We start from the raw sequence: 18298 nt of genomic DNA on the forward strand, positions 1-18298 counted from the left end.
GATGGCCGTCACCGCACTGCTCGGTCTGCCCCGCACCCGGGGCCGCCTCCCGCTGGTCGCCGCCCAGGGCGTGGACGCGCTGGGCACCGGGCTGTTCCTGCCCTTCGCCGTCGTCTACTTCCACGCCGCCAAGGGCCTGCCGCTGACCGCGGTCGGCGCGGCGCTTTCGCTGGCGGCGCTGCTCGCCCTGCCCGCCGGGCTCTGCGCGGGCCCGCTGGTGGACCGCTTCGGGCCGCGGCGAGTGGTCGTCGCGGCCAACCTGCTGCGGGTGCTCACGTTCACCGGGTACGTCTTCGCCGGCTCGCCGGCGGTGCTGGTCGTGCTGGCGGCGCTGACGTTCTGGGGTGAAGGCCTGTTCTGGCCCGCCTCGGGTGCGCTGGTGGCGCAGGTGGCCGACGACGGGCAGCGCGCCCGCTGGTACGCGATGGAGCGCACCCTGCGCAACGTCGGCATCGGCCTCGGCGGGCTCGCCGGCGGGGTGCTGGTCGTGGCCGGCGGCTACACCGCGATCGTCGTGCTCAACGCCGTGAGCTTCTTCGCCGCGGCGGCACTCGTCGCGCTGTGGCGGGGCCAGGCGGCCGAAGCACCTCCTCGCGCCGCCACGGCTCGCGGGAGTTACCGGCCCGTGCTCGCCGACCGCGCGTTCCGCCGGGTGCTGGTGACCGTCTTCGTCTTCGCGTTGTGCGACCTGGCGCTGACGGTGCTGCTCAGCGCGTACGTGCTCGACGCGCTGCGGTTGCCGGCGTGGCAGCCCGGCGTGCTCTTCGCCCTCAACACGGTGCTGGTGGTGCTCGCGCAGACGGTCGTCGCCGCGCGCGTCGACCGGTTCCGCCGGGCGCGGACGCTGCAGGGCGCGGCCGTGGTGTGGGCCGCGGCGTTCCTGCTCTACGCGGCCGTGCCGCTGGCCACCGCGCTGCCCGCGTTCGCCGTGCTGGCCGTGGCGACCGCGGTCTTCACCGCGGCGGAACTGCTGCAGGCGCCGACCAGCAGCGCGCTGACCGTCGCGCTGGCCCCCGCCCACCTGCGCGGCCGCTACCTCGGGCTGGAGGAACTGCTCTGGGGCGCGGCGCGGGTGCTGGCCCCGGTGACCTTCACCGCGTTGCTGGCGGGCGGCCCGCAGCTGCCGTGGCTGGTGCTCGCCGGGTGCTGCATGCTGGCGGTGGTCGTCCTCGCCGGACTGAAAGCGGAACCGGCCCCAGCGCGGGAGAACGTGCATGCCTGATTTGGCCCAGCTCGCCGAGCTCTACCACGAGGTGTACCGCGAGCCGCCCTACCGGGAAACCGAAGCGGACGCGGCCCGGTTCCGCGAAACGCTGATGGCGCACGCGAAACAGCCCGGTTTCGCGCTGGAGACCGTCCACAGTGGAGGCGAGCTCGCCGGGTTCGCCTACGGCGTCGGCCGCGAGGCGGGCTGGTGGCCGGCCCCGGCGGCGGCCGGGCCGCCGTCGTGGCTCGCCGGCCGCCCGCTGTTCTACGTCTACGAGCTCGCCGTACGGCCGGACCACCGCGGGCGCGGGCACGGCCGGGACCTGCTCGAGCGCCTGCTGGGCGAGCGGACCGAGCCGGCCGCGGTGCTCGCCGCCTCGACCGACGCCCCGGCGCACGCGCTCTACCACCGCTGGGGCTGGACGACGGTGGCGCCGGTCAGGTCGAGTGCCGTGGAACTGCTGGCTCGGCGGCTCTGAGCGCGTCCTCGGTCACCACGAACAGCCCGCCCACCACCGAGAACGCCAGCACGGCCATCACGACGAACACCGCGTGCAGCCCGAACGCCTGCGCGAGCGCGCCGCCGGCCAGCGCGCCGAGCGACTTCGTGCCCCAGGCCACCAGCCGGTGGCTGCTGGTCAGACGGCCGAGCAGGCGGTCCGGCGTGATCCGCTGGCGCAGCGACACCATCACGACGTTCGACACCAGGATGCCGGCGCCCCCGGCGAAGAACGCGGCTCCCACCGCGTACGGGTTCGCGGTGACCGCGAGGACGCTGACGGTCAGCCCGCCGGCGAGCCACGACACCCAGAGCGCGCGGACGCGGCCGAGCCGGCGTTCCACCGTTTCGGCCAGCAGCGAGCCGACGAGACCGCCGGCCGCGGTCGTCGCCGTCAGAAGCCCGAAAGCCGGGCCGGACAGCCCCATCGCCGAGCCGGGGCCGACCGCGTACAAGACCAGCACCGCGAACGTGGCTCCGGTGGCGAAGTTGAACGTGCCGACCATCAGGGAGAAGGTCCGCAGGATCTTGTGGTGCGCGAGGAACCGCAGTCCTTCGGCGATGTCCGCGCGGAGGGTGGCGGGGGCGTCCCCGCGCGGGATCCGGTACGCGCCGCGCACCAGCAGCAGCGCCGCGACGGCCACCGCCCACAGCGCCACCGGCGTGGCGAGCGCGGCCAGCACCCCGGCGGCGACCAGGACTCCGGCCAGCGGCGGCCCGGCGAACTCGTTGGCGGTCTGCTCGACCGCGTACACCCGGCCGTTGGCGCGGGCGAGCTCGTCCCGGCCGACGACCTGCGGGACGATCGACTGCGCGGCCGTGTCGTAGAGCGTCTCGGCGGTCCCGACGCCGAGCGCGACGACGTACAGCGCCCAGATCGATCCCCCGCCGGCCGCGGTCAGCAGCGCGACGACGGCGACCAGCCCGCCACGCAGGACGTTCGCGGCGAGCATCGTCCGGCGGCGGTCGAGCCGGTCGACGAGCGCGCCGGCGGGCAGCGCGAACAGCAGCCACGGGACGCTGAAGGCGAACGCGAGCCCCGCGACCAGCGCCGGCGACCGGGTGTAGCCGACCGCGAGCAGCGGCAGGGCGACCTTGAGGACGCCGTCGGCGAGGCTCGACAGCCCCGCCGCGGTCCACAGCCGCCAGAAGGTCCGGTCCATGAATGGAGGATCGCACATCGATGGGGTTTTCTCCATCGATGTGACGGATCCCCATCGATGGCTTACGCTGCGTCCATGAACGAGCCCCGCCGCCGCCGGCCGGCGACCCCGGCGGAAGCGAAGGCCCTCGGCCACCCGCTGCGGCTGCGCATCATGCGGCTGTGCCTGGTCGACGAGCTGACCAACAAGCAGCTGGCCGACCGCCTCGACCGCGATCCCGGCACGGTCCTGCACCACGTCCGGCAGCTGGTGGCCGCCGGGCTCCTGGAGCCGGCCCCGGTCCGCACCGGCCCGAGCGGCGCGCTGGAGAAGCCCTACCGCGCCGACAACGAGACGTGGTGGCTCGACGGTCCCCTGGCGAGCGCCGACGCCGAGACGCGGTTCGCGCCCATCGAGATCTTCCAGGAGGAGCTCGCGGCGGCGGGCCCGGATTCGGTCGCCGTGTACGAGAAGTTCCTGCTGCACCTGTCCCCCGACGAGGTCGAGGAGCTCGACCGCCGGATCCTGGCGGTGCTCGACGAGTACGTGGCGACCGACCACGAGCGGCGCGACCGGCCCGCGGTCGGCGGGATCTTCGTGCTGCACCACCTCGAGCCCTGATTCTTCCCCTCGTCAATGAATCTTCGGGAAGCACCCTTTTCCGCATTGTCTTGACGACGGCGGAATTGTTACGGAAACCGGCCGCATTCCGATGAACGAGCGAGGACGATCCGCTCGGAGGTGGCTCCCGATGGACCCGATCAGCCTGATCGTGGGCGTGCTGGTGCAAGGCCTGCTGGAAGGCGTCAAGGATTCGGCGCGCGAAGCGGTGACCGACGGCTGCCGGGCCCTGCGGGAATCGATCGCCCGCCGCTACGGCGGCCAGGTCGCACGCAGCGTCGAACTGCTGGAGCGGCACCCGGAGTCGGCGCAGTGCCGCGAGGCCGTCGCGCGGGAGTTGCGGAACGCGGGCGCGGACCGGGATCCCCAGCTCGTCGCGCTGGCCGAGCAGCTGCGGGTGCTCGTCGAGGACCCCCGCGGCGCGGAGGACCCGGTCGAGAAGGTGCAGCGCTCGAGCGCGTTGGGCACGATCCGGCAGCTGCTCGACGGGCACATCGCCCAGGTGCTCGCGGTGCGGTCCCGGCACAGCGTCGAGGTGACCGATCTGCTGAGCGCCAACATCGGCCGCGTGCCGTCGATCGACCAGCAGGTCCGCGCCGGCGTCGCCGGGCTGCACGGCCGGATCCGGGCGGTCATCGAGCAGGTCGCCGCCCACATCGAAAACCAGCGGTACCAGGACGTCGAAACCGCGGTCCGCGAACTGCCCGCCGGGTTCGCCGAGCGCGAGTGGGCGTACCGGCTGGTGCAGACGGAGAAGCGGATGCACGTCTCGTACGAGTCGCTGCGGCTGACCGTGGAGTTCCTCAGCGCGCTCAACCAGAGCATCCTCGGCCGGATCGAGCGCGAGTCCTCGGCGCAACGGCTGTCGGACATGATGTTCGGCAACGCGATCGTCATCTACGAGCTGACCGACTTCGTGATCGGCTACATCCGCGGCTTCGCCATCAGCGGCGACCTCGACCAGTTGCACCGCGAGGCGAAGGACCGGGTCGACCAGACCCGCGAAGAGCAACGGGCCCTCGAGGAACGGGTGCGCGGGGAGAGCGTCCCGGCCGCGATGCGCGACCAGGTGCTCGAGGACATCCGCGCCCGCGAATCCGCGTTCCGCGAAATCGACCGCGAATGGGAAAAGTACCTCGGCGAAGTGCGGGAAATGCGCGAAAAAGCCGAAGGAACGCGCGCGATCCTGCCCGCGCTGGAGATCTTCCGCGACAACGCCCGCATCCAGATCATGACACTGCAGCTGGTCGCGATGCTGCGGGTGCTGAAACAGAATTCGGCGTCGATCCGCAGCACGGTCGACACGCTGCAGGGCTTCCGCCTGGCCCCGCTGTCGCCGACCCGCGTGCACCGGCTGCTGGGGATGGAGACGGACCTGCCGTGACCGAGGACTTCGCCGGCACCCCGCTGCCGGACCTGGAAGCGCAGCTGCGCGCCGGCGGCCTGGAGCCGGCCCGGCGGGCGGCGATCGAGGCCGAGCTGAACCGCCGGTACGCGCAGAAGTGGCAGGCCTCGGAGCCGGAGCCCGGATCGCCACCTGCTGCCGCGACCCCACCGCACTTCCCCGGTCAGGTACCCGGCGCCGCACCGCCGCACCCGCATGGACCACCGCCCGGGCCGTGGGTCCTGCGCGAGCCGCCGCGGCACCCCCACCCGGGGCCGCCGGCCTGGGGACCGCCGATTCCCGCCACCCCCGCCAAACCCGCCGGCCTGGCCAAACCGCTCGGCTGCCTGGCCGCCTTCCTCGTCACCGTCGTGGCCGTCGTCGTCTTCGTCGTGCTCAGTGAAAGCGAGTCCGCGCCACCGCCGCGGATCGGCACCGTCTGCGTCACCCCGCGGGGGTCCTGCCCGATGCAGGAGGCCCTCCCGGTCGGCACTTCCTGCGTGTGCCGGTCCGGTTTCGACGAAGCCACCGGCGTCGTCGCCTGAACGCGGTGAAGGCCCCTGCCCGGGGGAGGTGGGCAGGGGCCTTCGCCGCTCAGTGCGTCAGTGGTTCACCTTGAACCACGGCTGCGCCCAGCCGAGGTAGGTCTGGCCCCACTTGCTCTTGATCTGCGCGATCGTGGTCTCGGTGTAGGTGCCCGCGCCGTTGATGTCGTTCGACAGGAACTTGCCGCCGCCGATGGAGATCATCGTGTGGCCCGCGCCGCTGCTGGAGAAGAACGCCAGGCCGCCGGCCGGGACGTCCGTGCTGTTCGCGTGCTTGTACTGGCTCGGGATCTGCGTCCAGTGGATGTACGCGGTGTTCGAGCCGCTCGCGGTGAAGCCGTAGTTCTCCGCGTTGATGCGGTCGCACCAGCCGTCGTAGGAGGCGATGTAGTTCGTGTGAATCCGCGACTTCGCCTTCGTGACCGCCTGGGCGCAGGTGTTCGGGTCGTTCAGGCCCGACGTCGAGCACGCGGTCGTCGGCGGCGTCGGCACGTCGGTGCAGTCCGGCGCGATCCGCCCGTCCGAGCCCGTGTAGACGTAGGTGTCGGTGATGTACCCCGAACCCTCCACGTGGTCCCAGATGTTGCTCGTGCCGTACTTGCCGGTGACCGTCTCGCCCGTCGTCTGGCAGTCGATCGTCACGGCGGTGCCGTCCGCGATCGTGCCGGCCGAGCCCGCGGCGGTGCTCGGGGCCGAGCGCACGGTCAGCGGCGCGCCGGAGTCGGTGTGCACCGTGCCCGTCGCCGCCAGCGCCGGCGTGGCGCCCCCCAGCACGATCGCGGCGGCGGCGCCGACCACGGCGACCGTCCGCTTCCCGATCCGAATTCTCATGTGTCCGTCCTCCAGTTTCCGGTGTGCCCCCACCATGGCGCCCGCCGGTACAAGGGCCGTACAAACGCGCACACCGGATCCTGGAGATGCGGCAAACAGGACGAACTCAGGCCAGGTACTCGGCCGCCGCCCGCAGGCTCACGTAGGAGCCGCTGAACGTGTCGATCCGCGGGCCGCCCTCGTCCGCCGGTCCCGGCACCCCGGTCTCGACGCGGATGTAGTCCACAGTGGACAAGGCGGCCAGCAGTTCGCGCACCCGCGGGTGCCGGTGCGCCTCCCGCGTCACCACGACGACGCTGCGGAAGTCCCGCGCCGCCGCCAGCACCGCGCCGGCGTCGTCCGGCGTCGCGGTCATCGCCCGCGTCCCCGGCACCAGCTCGGCCAGGTGCGCGCCGAGGCCCCACGGCATCGGGCCGGCCGCGATGGTCGGCTCGGTCTGGACGTCGACCACCAGCGGCGGCCCGGCCAGCCGCACGTCGCCCCGCACGCGCAACGCCTTGCGCGCCGCTTCGAGACCCAGCCGCCGGTCGACCGGGCCGACCGTCGCCGGGGCCGGGTCGGTGCCCAGCGCCGCCGTCCGCGAAGCCGCCTCTTCGAGCCGGTCCAGGGGCAGCTCCCCCGCCGCGACCGCCGCCACGATCGCCGCGACGCAGGCGTCCAGGTGCTCGGCTTCGAACGCCGCGCCGCCGAGGCAGAGCGCGTCCGCGCCCGCGGCCAGTGCCCGCACGGCCGAGCGGCCGAGACCGTCGTGCTTGCCGTACGCGCCCGAGACCGCGCCCATCTCCAGCGCGTCGGTGATCACCGCGCCGTCGAAGCCCAGCTCGCCGCGCAGGACGTCGGTGAGCGCGACGCGGTTGAGCGTCGCGGGCTCCTCACCCCAGGCCTTGACGACCAGGTGGCCCGTCATCACCGAGCGGACGCCGGCCCGGATCGCCGCGGCGAACGGGACCAGCTCGATAGCGCGCAGCTCTTCGACCGTGCGCGGCAGCACCGGCAGCGCCACGTGCGAGTCCTCGGTCGCCGCGCCGTGGCCCGGGAAGTGCTTCGCGCACGCCGCGACGCCGTACTTCTGCAGGCCCGTCACGTACGCCGCGACGTGCGGCGACGCCTTCGCCGGGTCGGACCCGAACGCCCGGACGCCGATGATCGGGTCCTCGGCCGCCAGGGTCAGGTCCGCGCACGGCGCCAGGTTGAGCGTCACCCCGCAGGCCGCGAGGCGTTCGCCGAGCGCGGCGGCGACCGCCGTGGTCAGCTCCGGGTCGTCGGCCGCGCCCAGCGCGAGCGGGCCCGGCACGAACGACCCGGTGTTCACGTCGAGGCGGGTGACGTCGCCACCCTCCTCGTCGATCCCGACCACCACGCCGTCCCGCTCACCCCGAAGCTGGGCGGTGAGCGCGGCGACCTGCTCGTCGTCGACGACGTTGCGGCCGAACAGCACCACCCCGCCCAGCCCGTCGGCGACGCGTCTGCGCAGCCAGTCCGGCGCGGTGGTCCCGGCGAACCCGGGCAGGAGGACGGCCTCGGCGAGCTTTGCCGGATTCGAAGTCAACGAGCTACCCCTTCACGGCACCGGCGGTCGCGCCGGACACCAGCTTGCGCTGCACGAGCAGGAAGAAGATCAGCGCCGGGACCGCGTAGATGACCGACGCCGCCATGACACCACCCCAGTCGGTGGCGAACGCCGTGCGGAACGACGCCAGCCACACCGGCAGCGTCTCCTTCGGCTTGTCCTGGATGAAGACCAGCGCGAACAGGTACTCGTTCCACGCGGTGATGAAGCTGAACACCGACGTGGTGACCAGTCCCGGCCCGAGCAGCGGCAGCGTGACCCGGCGGAAGGCGCCGGTCTGGCTGCAGCCGTCGATCATCGCGGCTTCTTCCAGCTCGTACGGGATCCCGTTGACGAAGCCGTAGAGCATCCACACCGTGAACGGCAGCGTGGTGGCGAAGTAGATCAGCAGCAGCGACGGCAGCGTGTTGAGCAGCCCGGCGTCCCGCATCAGCAGGAACAGCGGGATGAACAACGCCGACACCGGCGCCAGCTGCGCCACCATCACCAGCACCAGGAAGCCCTTGCGGCCGGTGAAGCGCAGCCGCGACAGCGGGATCGCCGCGAGCGTCCCGGCGACCAGCGCGCACAGCACCGACCCGACGGTGACGATCAGGCTGTTCATCAGGTACGTCGGGAAGTTGTCCTTGCCCAGCGCGGTGGCGAAGTTGCCGAAGGAGAACGACGTCGGGATGAGGTCGTACTTCGGCGAAAGGATCTCGCCGGGCGTCCGCAGCGACGTGACGAACATCCAGTACGTCGGGAAGACGATCGCCAGCGCGACGAGCACGCCGACCACCGAAAGCACGATCCGCTGCGACAGCGATTTCTTCACGACAGATCACCTTCCCGGGTCCGGGTGAGCAGCTGGATGTACCGGCCCGTGATGAGCGCGAGCACGATCAGCATCAGGGTCGCGATCGCGCCCGCCGCGCCGAAGTGGTTGCCCGCGATGCCCTTGAGGTACAGCACGACGGCGAGCGTGGTGCTCCCGCCGTCGGGGCCGCCCTCGCGGATCGCCCAGATCTGGGCGAAGGCGTTGAAGTCCCACAGCACCGACAGGAACGTCACCATGGTGGTGATCGGCCGGATGGCGGGCCAGGTGACCGCGCGGAACGTCTGCCACGCGCTGGCGCCGTCGATGCCGGCGGCCTCGTACTGCTCCCGCGAGACGCCGATGATGCCCGCGTACAGCGAGAACGTCACGAACGGCACGGCCTGCCACACGATCAGCAGCCCGATCACGGCCAGCGTGCTGGGGCCGCTGGAGAACCACGAGAAGCCGATGAAGCCGTGGAAACCCAGCCGGTCCAGCGTCTTGTTGAGGATGCCGTACTGCTCGTCGAAGATCCACTGGAACACCGTGGTCGTGGCGATCACCGGGGTGGCCCAGGCCAGCACCAGCGTCACCTGGACCATGATCCGCACGACCGGGCCGAGGTGGCGCATGAGCACCGCCAGCAGCAGGCCGCCGAGGATGGTCGCGGCCACGATGGCGGCGGTGAAGACCAGGGTCCGGAAGGTGACCGTCCAGAACTCCGGGTCGGACAGCGTGTTCGTGTAGTTGTCGAAGCCGATCCAGACCGTCTTGCCGGAGACGAGCTGGCCGATGTCGAGCTTGCGGAAGCTGATCGCCAGCACCTGGACCAGCGGCCAGGCGAGCAGCACGAGGATCGCCGCCAACGCGGGGAGGAGCAGCAGGTACGGGAGGACCCGGTCGCCGAACCGGCCCCGCTTGCGCCGCTTGACCCCCGCGTCGCGCGGCGATGCCGGCGGGGTCGCCCCCGCCGGCATCGTCACGTTCGCGGTCGCTGTCATCCGCCGATGAGCTTGTTCAGCGCTGCGTTGGCGTCGGCGGTCGCCTGGTCGAGCGTCTTCTTGCCGGTCAGGTACGCGGTCAGCATGTCCTTGACCGGGTTCTGGCCGGACTCCACGTCACCCCACTTCGGGCTGGCCGGCACGGCCTTGCCGTTGGTGGAGGCCTTCGCCATCACGCTGCCCAGCGGGTCCTTGTCCAGGCCGCTGAGGTCGGTCGACGTGCCCGGCACGACGCCGGCCGCGGCGAGCTGGCCCTGGTACTTCGCGCTGGAGAGCAGCTTGATGTACTCCTTGGCCGCGGCCGCGTTCTTGCTGTTGGCCGGGATGGCCAGGTTCGAGCCGCCCAGGAAGACCGGGGCGCTCTGGCCGGCGGTCTTGCTCGGGATCGCGAAGGCGCCGGTCTTGGCGGTCAGGCTCGCGTCGGTCTTCGCCGCCGTGGCCAGCTCCCACGGGAGGCCGATCATCATGGCGACCTTGCCGGCGCCGTAGACGGTCGCCTGCTGCGGCTTGGCCTCGTCCGCGTCCTTCGGCGCCTTGGTGCCGGAGGTGTCGACGAGCTTCTTGTAGAACTCGAGGCCCGCCTTGGCGCCCGCGCTGTCCAGCGTCGCCTTGTAGTTCTTGCCGTCGGCCTGCGCGATGTCACCGCCGTTGTCCCAGATGAAGGACAGCAGCGAGTACCAGTTCTGGCCCGGCATGTAGAGGGCCTGGAAGTCGGGGTCGGAGCCGAACTTCGTCTTCAGCTTCGTGATCGCGTCGATCCACTCGTCGTTCGAGGTCGGGGCCTTGGTGATGCCGGCCTGCTCGAACAGGTCCTTGCGGTAGATGACCTCACGGTTGGCCGCGTAGAACGGGACGCCGTAGACCTTGCCGTCGTAGGTGCCCGAGTCGGCGAGGCCCTTCAGCCACTGCGCGCCGTTGAAGCTGTCCTTGTCGGCGGTCAGGTCGGTGAGGACGCCTTCCTGCGAGGCGAACGCCGCGGTCTGGGTGTTGCCGATCTCGATCACGTCCGGCGGCGTGCCGCCGGCCAGCGCGGTGGTCAGCTTCTGCTGGATGCCGTCCCACTGCTGGATCTCGTACTTGACCTTGACGCCCGGGTGCGCGGCCTCGAACTCCTTGTTCAGCGCGTCGGTCAGCGTGGTGGGCGCGGAGCCCGTCATCAGCCAGACCGTGACGTCGCCGGTGATCTGCGCGGGAGCACCGCTCGACGAAGCGGCCGTGTCCGAGCCGCTGGAACCCGCGCAGCCCGCGGTCGCGAGGGTGAGTGCGGCGGCGCCCGCCGCCAGCTTGAGCCAGCGTTTCACTCGATGCCGTCCTTTCGATACCCGGCCGCCACGGCCAGGCTCCCCAAATGGTGTAGACCAATGTTGGGGTTAGAGTGGTACGTACCACAGGCCCTGTCAAGGCGGTTGCCGGAACGTTGTAAACCCACCGGGGACTCTGACGGGGAGTAGCCGGACGGTCACCGGACGGCCTACACGGGCGGCGGAAGTCGTCCGAATAGGAAGATGTCCGGGCCGTTTTTCACCGCGAGGGAGCCGGAAATCCCGGCACGCGCGTTCCGGGGCGCGACGAAAACCGCCCTGGGAAAGGACTCCCGGGGCGGCGGTCTCGATCAGGCCGGCGTTTTCGCCGGTGGCACGGCGTGTCGGCGGGCGCGGTGCGCGGCCATCCGCACCGGCGCGTTGACCACGCCGAAGCCGCGGTAACCGCCGATCCGCTGGACCACCTCGAAGAACACCCGGGCGCCGGCCAGCGCCGTGTAGAAGTGCAGGAACTCGCCGTGCTCGTCACGGTCGTAGAGGACCGAGTGCGCCCGCAGCGCCGCCAGCCGCTCGGGCGGCAGGTCGAGGCGCGCGTCGAGGTCGTCGTAGTAGTTGCCGGGGATCTCCAGCAGCGGCGCGCCCGCGGCCCGCATCGCCGCGGCCGCCGCCGGCGCGTCCGCACAGGCGAACGCCACGTGCTGCGGTTCGGGGACGGCGGGCGCCCATTCGCCGCGGCGGACCAGGGCGCTGTCCAGCGTCAACCGGACGTCCCCCGCCACGACCGCGCGGCTGCGCACGAGGCCGAAGGGCGCCGCGAACTCGGCCACCGGCGACGGCACCAGCCCGAACACCGACCGGTAGAACAGCGCGGCCTCGTCGAAGTGGTCGAAGGGCTGGGTGAGGGCCACGTGATCGATTCCGAGGATCCCCGCGCCGCCCGCCGTTTCGCCGGTCGGGGCGAAGTCGTCGCGCCAGTCTTCGCCGCAGAGGAAGACCTGCGTGCCGTCCGGGGCCGCGACCGACGCCAGGTCCGCCTCGCGCGGGCCGCGCACGCGCGGCAGGACCGGGGCGAGCAGCGCTTCCGCCCGGCGGGCCGAGCGGGCCGGATCGGTGCTGGCCAGCGCCACCGCCCCGACGGCGCCGTGCGCCGCACCGCCTTCGTTGACCACCACCCGGGCTTCGCCCTGCTCCCACAGCTCGACCGGCTTGGTCCGGTGGACGCCGGTGCGCGCGAATCCGAGCGAAGCCAGGATCCGCCCCGCGCCCGGGTCGGTGACGACCTCGGCGAACGCGTGGCCGGTCAGCGCCGGCGCGGCCGGCACGTCCAGGACGCCGAGGGACTCCTTGAGCGCCAGCAGCGACCGCAGCGCGTCCACCGCGGCCGGCCGCGGGTCGGCCTGGCGGAACACGTCGTTGAAGACCTCCAGCGACAGCGGCCCGCGGTAGCCCGCGGCGAGCACGTGCCCGGTGAACGCCGTGAGGTCGAAGTCGCCCTGGCCGGGGAAGAGGCGGTGGTGGCGGCTCCACGGCAGGACGTCCATCGGCAGCTTCGGCGCGTCCGCGAGCTGCAGGAAGAAGATCTTCTCGCCGGGGATCGCGCGGATCGGCGCCGGGTCGTGGCCCTTCGAGAGGATGTGGAAGCTGTCGAGGCAGACGCCGAGCGCGGGGTGGGCGGCGCGGCGCACGATCCGCCACGCGTGTTCGTACCCGCTGACGTGCTTTCCCCAGGCCAGAGCTTCGTAGGCGACGCGCATCCCGCGCTCGCCCGCCAGCTCGGCCAGCGCGTGCAGCTGCTCGGCGGCCAGTTCGTCGTCGTCGATCGCGGCGGGTGAGACCGAAGAGCAGACCAGTACGGTGGCGGTGCCGAGCTCGGCCATGACGTCGAACTTGCGCGCCGCGCGGCGCAGGTTGGCCGCGTGCTGCTGCGGCGGGACGGCTTCGAAGTCGCGCAACGGCTGGTAGAGGTCGATCGACAGGCCGAGATCGGCGCAGCGGCGGCGGATTTCCGCCGGGCTCGACGGGGAGACGAGCAGGTCGTTTTCGAACAGCTCGACGCCGTCGAACCCGGCCGCGGCGGCCGCGGAGAGCTTGTCTTCGAGGGTGCCGGAGAGGCAGACGGTGGCGATCGCGGTGCGCGGTTCAGGCGGCACGGGCGGCCTCCCCTTCGAGGGCGTCGAAGTGACGCAGCATCCGCGCCGGGTCCGGTTCGACGCCGGTGAAGAGCCGGAACGACTCCGCGGCCTGCAGCACGACCATGCCGCCGCCGTGCAGCACGCGGCAGCCGCGGGCGCGGGCTTCGGCCAGCAGCGCGGTCTCCAGCGGCCGGTAGACGATGTCGGCCACCCACAGGTCCGGGCGCAGCAGCGCGGCCGGGACCGGCGAGCCGGGGTGCGCGGCCATCCCGGTCGGCGTGGCGTGCACCAGCCCGTCGGCGCGTTCGACCGCGCTCAGGTCACCGGTCTCCGCGCGGCCGGCGCCGAACCGGCGGCGGAGCGCCTCGACGAGCTTCGCGCTCCGGGCGGCGTCGACGTCGTGCACGGTGAGGCGCCCGGTGCCCAGCGAGAGCAGCGCGTGCGCGACCGCGGCCCCCGCTCCCCCGGCGCCGAGCAGGACGACGTCGTCCAGCCGGACGTCCGGCAGGCCGCGCGAAAGGCTGCGAGCGAAGCCGGTGGCGTCGGTGTTGTGGCCGACGGCGCGGCCCCGCTCGAAGACGACGGTGTTGACCGCGCCTAGCGCTTCGGCTTCCGGCGACAGGGCGTCGAGGTGCGCCAGGACCAGCTGCTTGGCCGGGTGGGTCACGTTGAGCCCGTCGAACCCGGCCACGCGGGCCGCTTCGAGGACGTCGGCGACCGGGCGGCGCACGACGTCGAGGTCGAGCAGGCGGTAGACGTAGCGGAGGCCGAGCTCGTCGGCCTCGCGTTCGTGCAGTGCCGGGCTGGCGGACGGCCCGATGCCCGTGCCGACGAGTCCGATCAGGTAGCTGGTCACGCGCGTCGCCCTCCGGATTAATGTACGAACTAGTACGTTCACGGTAGCGCGGCGTGCGCCCCAGCGGAAGGGCTGGGCTAGAGTGGGGCCGTTGACCTGCAGGGAGAGGAGCCCGGTGGCCGCACCATCGTCGGAGGCCGAGCGGCAGCGCGACAAGGAACGGACGCGCGCCGACATCCTCGCGGTGGCCACGCGGGAGTTCGCGGACAAGGGCTACACCGGCGCCCGGGTCGACGAGATCGCTGCCCGCACCAGCACGACCAAGCGGATGATCTACTACTACTTCGGCGGCAAGGAGCAGCTCTACCTCGCCGTGCTCGAACAGGCGTACTCGACGATCCGCAAGCTGGAAGCCCAGCTCGACGTCGACCACCTGGACCCGGAAGAAGCCCTGCGGCAGCTGGCCGGCCTGACGTTCGACCACCACGAGGCCAACCCGGACTTCATCCGGCTGGTCAGCATCGAGAACATCCACCGCGCCGAGCACCTGGCGCAGTCGCGGATCCTGGCCGGCCTGGCCGACCCCGCCCTCGGCGGCATCACCCGCATCCTCGAGCGCGGCCGCGCGTCGGGCCGGTTCCGCGCGGACGCCGACCCGCTCGACATCCACATGCTGATCAGCTCGTTCTGCGTGTTCCGGCTGGCGAACCGCCACACGTTCCAGGCGATCTTCGGCCGCGACATGCTGGACGCTTCGCGGCGCGAGCACTACCGGACCATGCTCGGCGACCTGGTGATCGACTACCTGACCGCTTGAGCGGACCAGCCTTCAGCCATCTTGCCCCGCGGGCTCGAGCAGGGGCGGCCCGCGCACCGGGCGACGCCGCCGTGGTCGCGAATGACTCATTCGGGACCGCCAAGGCCGCGAATGAGTCATTCGCGACCTTCGGGGCCCCGCCGAGGCGACGACGGACCGCACCGAACCGCCTCTTGACACCCGGGCCACGGTCTCGCACTCTCTATTAACTAACTAGACCGTACATTGCTTCCGCCGACTCTGAGCAACGAAGCACGGACGTCAGGAGCTCATCCCCGTGACCGGATCGATGCCCCGCAAGGCGGCGCTGGCCGCCTGGATCGGCAGCGCGCTCGAGTACTACGACTTCTTCATCTACGGCACCGCCGCCGCGCTGGTGTTCAACAAGGTGTTCTTCCCCGCCTCCTCCCCCGCCACCGGCACCCTGCTGGCGCTGGCCACGTTCGGCGTCGGGTACCTCGCCCGGCCGGTCGGCGCCTTCATCCTCGGGCACGTCGGCGACCGGTTCGGCCGCAAGCGCGTCCTGGTCTTCACCCTCCTGCTGATGGGCGTGGCCACGTTCTGCGTCGGCTGCCTGCCGACCTACGCGAGCGTCGGCGTCCTGGCTCCGGTGCTGCTCGTGATCCTGCGCCTGCTGCAGGGACTTTCGGCGGCCGGCGAGCAGGCGGGCGCGAACTCGATGTCGCTCGAACACGCCCCCGAGGGGCGCCGCGCGTACTTCACCAGCTTCACCCTCAGCGGCACGCAAGCCGGGCAGATCCTGGCCACCGCGATCTTCCTCCCGGTCGCCGCGCTCCCCCAGGCGCAGCTGCTGACGTGGGGCTGGCGGGTGCCGTTCTGGTGCAGCGCGCTGGTCGTGGTCGTCGGCTTCGTGATCCGCCGCAAGCTCGACGAGACGCCGGTGTTCGAGCGCACCGAGGTCGCGAAGCTCCCGGTCGCGCTGTTGTTCCGGCACCACTGGGTGGACGTCCTGCGGGTGGTCGTCGCGGCGACGATCGCTTCGGTGAGCACGATCTTCACCGTCTACGCGCTCAGCTACGCGGTCAACACGATCGGCCTCGCGCGCACCCCGATGCTGTGGGTGGGCGTGCTCGCCAACGTCGTCGCGCTGGCCGCGATCCCGCTGCTGGCCCGGCTCGCCGACCGCGTCGGGCGGAAGCCGGTGTTCATCGCCGGCTGCCTGGCCTGCGGGGTGCTGATCTTCCCGTACCTGTGGTCGATTTCGATCGGCTCGTACGCGCTGCTGTTCGTGCTCGGCATCGTGCTCTTCGGCGTCGCGTACTCCGGGGTCAACGGCGTCTGGCCGTCCCTCTACGGCGAGATGTTCAGCGCCCGCGTCCGCCTCTCGGGCATGGCGATCGGCACCCAGATCGGCTTCGCGGTCGCGGGCTTCGCCCCGAGCGTGGTGGCGGCGATCGGCTCGGGCAAGGAGGACTGGCTGGGCGTCGCGATCTTCACGGCCGCGGTCTGCCTGGTCGCGGCCGGCGCCGCGGCCACGGCGCGGGAGACCTACCGGGTGCCGACCGCCCAGCTGGGCGGCAAGGAGACCACCACGCCGTCACCGTCCACAGTGGTCGCCTCCACTGTGGACGGCTGACGGCGCGCCCGGCTGCAGCGGCCGGCGCCCGCACCGCGGTCCAGAACTCCGCGCCGACGGTCGCGAGGCCGCCGGGTTCCACACCCGCCCGGAGGCCTCGGACCTCGGCCGTACACGAGTTGCTGACCTCCAGCACGCCACCCCGCCGTCGGACCGAACGCGGTCACCAGACCGAACTCGAGCCGGTCGCCGTCACGCGGCGGGTGACCTTGCCACGGAGCCGGGCGCCGCCCGCGCCCTTCGCGACGTACCGAGGCGTGTGGCAGCGACGACTCGGATCGAAGGCAACTTCCATCGCCCGACCAGTCACGATTCCGCCGCACGGCCAACCGCGCACCGGCGCCACCGAGGGCCTCGAGGAAGGGCTGCGCGGCGGGCCGCCGGTATCGAGAACGGGCGAACCCGCTCACACATTCGATGCCAGCTCCCGGACTACGCACCTTCGTCGTACTCGGACCAAGGCGGGACGCGGCCGTTCCCGTTTCGCAGGAAGCTGTGCGGCTCGAGCAGCAGCGACTGGATCCGGGGGAAGAGGTTCGTCAGCGGCGTGCGGCAGCGGGCGTCCCAGGCCCACAGCCAGTCGACCATGTCGTCCACGGAGTTCAGCACCCGATCCTCCGGGCCGCCGTTGTCGAAGCGGGCGTGGAACCGCTGCGCCGCACCGTGGTCGCCGAGCTGCCGGAAGTACTCGTCCGCCTTTCCCATCACCATCACGAAGACTCGCTCGACCAGGTTGACGACGTTCTCCGAGGTGGCCGGCACACCCGTCTCGGTCAGCAGGTCGAGAAAGAAGCCCGGGTACAGGACCGGAACCGCCCGGGCGCTCGGTGCGGTCGTGGCGGCGGTGACCGGTGACCCTTTCCGGGCCAGCTTCTCGAGCGACTCACCCACCGAGTAGGCGACGCCGGGCCGCTGGAACTTCACGACGGTTCCGGGCCCTTCGACCACCAGGTAGTACGAGCCGGTCTGGGTCGGCCGCACGTCTACATCACGGATCTCCTCCGGTGTGACGGACCGGTGCAGCACCCGTCCGCCCTTGCGGGTGACGAGCAACCGGCGGTCGGTCACGACGAGGATGTAGGTCGCTGTGAAGTCCTCCACGGCGATGAGCTGGACGGTCTCGCCTTCCTGGAGATACGACCTGATCTCGTGCTGGCCCTTGGCGACCATCCGGCGGTGGTGTGACGCATCACCGACCAACGCCGCACGGAAGTCCTCCGACAACGATTCTCCGCCTCCGAAGAGTCCCACGACCATTCTCCTTCCCTTGGACAAGACAGCAAACCTCTGGTCAGTCGACGTTTCGGCAAGAGCTGTTACGATCACGGGGTCACGATTCCGGGACGACGGGAGGCTTGTGACCGTGCAAACTCGACCGGAAATCCTCTGGGGTCGCCGGGACCGGGTGCGGATCTCGTTCAGTGTCCTGCTCCGCCTCGCCGACGACGACCGTTTCGTGCTGTTCGACTCTCCCAAACGCCCAGGCGCTTTCGGACCGCCGGGCGGGGTCGTCAAATTCTTCCCGCCTGCCGGAAGAATTCTGGATGACCTCGGTTTCCAGCCCGAGCGCACCGGTTCCACGCCGCGAAAACTCAAAGCGGACCTTCGTGGCACCCTCCCCGCCGGTGCGTTGCGGCGATTCCGGACGTGGTTCGCCTCCGGCACGTACCGGGAGACAGCGGACGAGTGCCTGCGCCGCGAACTGCGCGAAGAACTCGCCGAGGTCGGCATCCAAGGCCTGGACCGCGCCGTTTCGGAATTGGAGTTCACCTCCGTGCGCACTGTGCGAGAGGGTCCGCACTCCGTGCCGGGAAAGAATTACCGGCAGCTGCGAGGGTTCGACATCCGCGATCTGGCGATGACGAATTCCGCCGCACAGCGCCTGAGCAGGGAGTTGACCGGAGCGGGTGAAGACGACGAGTACCCCGGCGTGCTGCTGGCCGGCTTCGACGACATCGCACACGGCAGGCTCGAGCGCGCCCTGATCGCCCCGCAGAGCGCATTCCTCACCGGTCCGTCGCGGCTCACGCCGGACCTGCCGCCGCTCCGATGACCCGATCCGAGAGCCGCTCCGCCGAGTTGCGGACCCCCTCCCGCAA

17 protein-coding genes are annotated in these 18298 nt (G+C 71.6%); 8 read left to right on the forward strand and 9 right to left on the reverse strand.

The genetic code is table 11. The annotated features are described in order from the left end of the window. Nucleotide 1 precedes the first annotated feature (1 nt). Both SD460_RS27025 and SD460_RS27030 read left to right on the forward strand, forming a co-directional pair. On the forward strand, nt 2-1222 hold the full coding sequence (locus SD460_RS27025) for an MFS transporter (RefSeq protein WP_290060614.1): 1221 nt from the start codon (nt 2-4) through the stop codon (nt 1220-1222). Next, nucleotides 1215-1685, forward strand: a complete 471-nt coding sequence (locus tag SD460_RS27030; protein WP_290060613.1) for a GNAT family N-acetyltransferase — start codon at nt 1215-1217, stop codon at nt 1683-1685. Before SD460_RS27025 ends, SD460_RS27030 begins: the two co-directional genes overlap by 8 nt. Here the strand turns inward: SD460_RS27030 and SD460_RS27035 are convergent. Continuing rightward, nucleotides 1645-2868 carry an MFS transporter gene (locus tag SD460_RS27035; RefSeq protein WP_290060612.1) on the reverse strand — a complete coding sequence of 408 codons (1224 nt, stop codon included), beginning with the start codon at nt 2866-2868 and terminating at the stop codon, nt 1645-1647. The genes SD460_RS27030 and SD460_RS27035 overlap by 41 nt on opposite strands. Nucleotides 2869-2943: 75 nt before the next feature. Here SD460_RS27035 and SD460_RS27040 point away from each other — a divergent pair, with 75 nt between their 5' ends. From SD460_RS27040 to SD460_RS27050, 3 genes are all read left to right on the forward strand, one after another. Next, nucleotides 2944-3468 (forward strand): ArsR/SmtB family transcription factor, encoded by a 525-nt coding sequence (locus tag SD460_RS27040; RefSeq protein ID WP_290060611.1) that lies wholly within the window; start codon nt 2944-2946, stop codon nt 3466-3468. A gap of 130 nt (nt 3469-3598) precedes the next feature. After that, a complete protein-coding gene (locus SD460_RS27045; protein ID WP_290060608.1) occupies nt 3599-4852 on the forward strand; it encodes a Het-E N-terminal domain-containing protein in 1254 nt (417 codons plus the stop codon). After that, nucleotides 4849-5397 carry a hypothetical protein gene (locus SD460_RS27050; protein WP_290060606.1) on the forward strand — a complete coding sequence of 183 codons (549 nt, stop codon included), beginning with the start codon at nt 4849-4851 and terminating at the stop codon, nt 5395-5397. Before SD460_RS27045 ends, SD460_RS27050 begins: the two co-directional genes overlap by 4 nt. 57 nt (nt 5398-5454) lie before the next feature. Here the strand turns inward: SD460_RS27050 and SD460_RS27055 are convergent, their stop codons facing one another. The 7 genes from SD460_RS27055 to SD460_RS27085 all read right to left on the reverse strand — a co-directional run bounded on the left by SD460_RS27055 (nt 5455) and on the right by SD460_RS27085 (nt 13845). Next, the gene (locus SD460_RS27055; RefSeq protein WP_318306902.1) at nt 5455-6228 is read right to left on the reverse strand and encodes an SH3 domain-containing protein; all 774 of its coding nucleotides are present in this window, start codon (nt 6226-6228) and stop codon (nt 5455-5457) included. Nucleotides 6229-6334: 106 nt separating this feature from the next. Beyond that, nucleotides 6335-7777 carry a glycoside hydrolase family 3 protein gene (locus tag SD460_RS27060; RefSeq protein ID WP_318306903.1) on the reverse strand — a complete coding sequence of 481 codons (1443 nt, stop codon included), beginning with the start codon at nt 7775-7777 and terminating at the stop codon, nt 6335-6337. Between the two features lie 4 nt (nt 7778-7781). Then, nucleotides 7782-8612, reverse strand: a complete 831-nt coding sequence (locus tag SD460_RS27065; protein WP_290062704.1) for a carbohydrate ABC transporter permease — start codon at nt 8610-8612, stop codon at nt 7782-7784. Continuing rightward, the gene (locus tag SD460_RS27070) at nt 8609-9595 is read right to left on the reverse strand and encodes a carbohydrate ABC transporter permease (protein WP_318306904.1); all 987 of its coding nucleotides are present in this window, start codon (nt 9593-9595) and stop codon (nt 8609-8611) included. Before SD460_RS27070 ends, SD460_RS27065 begins: the two co-directional genes overlap by 4 nt. Next, entirely contained in the window at nt 9592-10896 is a 1305-nt protein-coding gene (locus tag SD460_RS27075) for an extracellular solute-binding protein (protein WP_290062702.1), read from the reverse strand. The genes SD460_RS27070 and SD460_RS27075 overlap by 4 nt, the downstream gene beginning before the upstream one ends. 311 nt (nt 10897-11207) lie before the next feature. After that, complete coding sequence (locus tag SD460_RS27080; RefSeq protein WP_318306905.1) at nt 11208-13007, reverse strand: sugar phosphate isomerase/epimerase and 4-hydroxyphenylpyruvate domain-containing protein; 1800 nt, start codon at nt 13005-13007, stop codon at nt 11208-11210. Then, nucleotides 12997-13845: a shikimate dehydrogenase gene (locus SD460_RS27085; RefSeq protein WP_318306906.1), complete on the reverse strand. Its 849-nt coding sequence runs from the start codon at nt 13843-13845 to the stop codon at nt 12997-12999. The genes SD460_RS27080 and SD460_RS27085 overlap by 11 nt, the downstream gene beginning before the upstream one ends. Before the next feature lie 115 nt (nt 13846-13960). On the opposite strand from SD460_RS27085, the gene SD460_RS27090 reads away from it, so the two are divergent. Next, the gene (locus tag SD460_RS27090) at nt 13961-14602 is read left to right on the forward strand and encodes a TetR/AcrR family transcriptional regulator (protein ID WP_290054892.1); all 642 of its coding nucleotides are present in this window, start codon (nt 13961-13963) and stop codon (nt 14600-14602) included. Between the two features lie 277 nt (nt 14603-14879). Next, a complete protein-coding gene (locus SD460_RS27095; RefSeq protein WP_290054894.1) occupies nt 14880-16199 on the forward strand; it encodes an MFS transporter in 1320 nt (439 codons plus the stop codon). A gap of 432 nt (nt 16200-16631) precedes the next feature. Here SD460_RS27095 and SD460_RS27100 read toward each other — a convergent pair whose 3' ends face one another. Continuing rightward, the gene (locus SD460_RS27100; RefSeq protein ID WP_290054896.1) at nt 16632-17450 is read right to left on the reverse strand and encodes a hypothetical protein; all 819 of its coding nucleotides are present in this window, start codon (nt 17448-17450) and stop codon (nt 16632-16634) included. Nucleotides 17451-17466: 16 nt separating this feature from the next. Between SD460_RS27100 and SD460_RS27105 the strand changes: the two genes are divergently transcribed. Then, the gene (locus tag SD460_RS27105) at nt 17467-18252 is read left to right on the forward strand and encodes an SMODS-associated NUDIX domain-containing protein (RefSeq protein ID WP_318306907.1); all 786 of its coding nucleotides are present in this window, start codon (nt 17467-17469) and stop codon (nt 18250-18252) included. The last annotated feature ends 46 nt before the right edge of the window (nt 18253-18298 follow it).

Source organism: Amycolatopsis solani, from assembly GCF_033441515.1.
Taxonomy (GTDB): domain Bacteria; phylum Actinomycetota; class Actinomycetes; order Mycobacteriales; family Pseudonocardiaceae; genus Amycolatopsis; species Amycolatopsis solani.